General features: G+C 62.5%; 1 protein-coding gene. It reads right to left on the reverse strand.

The genetic code is table 11. The annotated features are described in order from the left end of the window. Positions 1-648: AMP-binding protein (locus NNI01S_RS32905; RefSeq protein ID WP_157115177.1), on the reverse strand; the 648-nt coding region annotated here is incomplete at both ends.

Below are 648 nucleotides of genomic sequence, written 5' to 3' on the forward strand. Positions count from 1 at the left end.
CCTCCGGCAACGCCAACAACGCCGCCTCGATCTCACCCAGTTCGATACGGAAACCACGAATCTTCACCTGGAAATCCGTACGACCCCGGTACTCCAACTCACCGCTGCTGCTCCACGCGACCAAGTCACCCGTGCGATACATCCGCGCACCCGGCTCGAACGGATTCGCCACGAACCGATCGGCGGTCAGGTCCGCACGACCAAAGTAGCCGCGCGCCAGCTGCGCACCCGCCAGATACAACTCACCCGAAACACCCACCGGAACCGGACGCAAACGCCCATCCAGCACAAACACCCGGCAATTCCACTCCGGCGCACCAATCGACACCGAAAGCCGATCACCATCACCGACCCGATGACAAGTGACCGACACCGCCGCCTCAGTCGGACCATAAAGATTGAACAGTTCCGTACGCGGATTCTCCCGCAAGAACCGCTGCGCCACCGAACCCGGCAACGCCTCACCAATCGCCAACACCCGCCACAGCGAGTCCGGCATACCAGCCGTCAACAGCGCATCCAGCATCGAGGGAACCACGTGCAGCGTGGTAACCCATTCCTGGGCCATCAACTCGTTCAGATACGCCGGATCCCGGTGACCATCCGGCGAAGCGATCACCAGACGACCACCACACACGGCGGCGGACC

Source organism: Nocardia niwae NBRC 108934 = DSM 45340, from assembly GCF_001613465.1.
GTDB classification, from domain to species: domain Bacteria; phylum Actinomycetota; class Actinomycetes; order Mycobacteriales; family Mycobacteriaceae; genus Nocardia; species Nocardia niwae.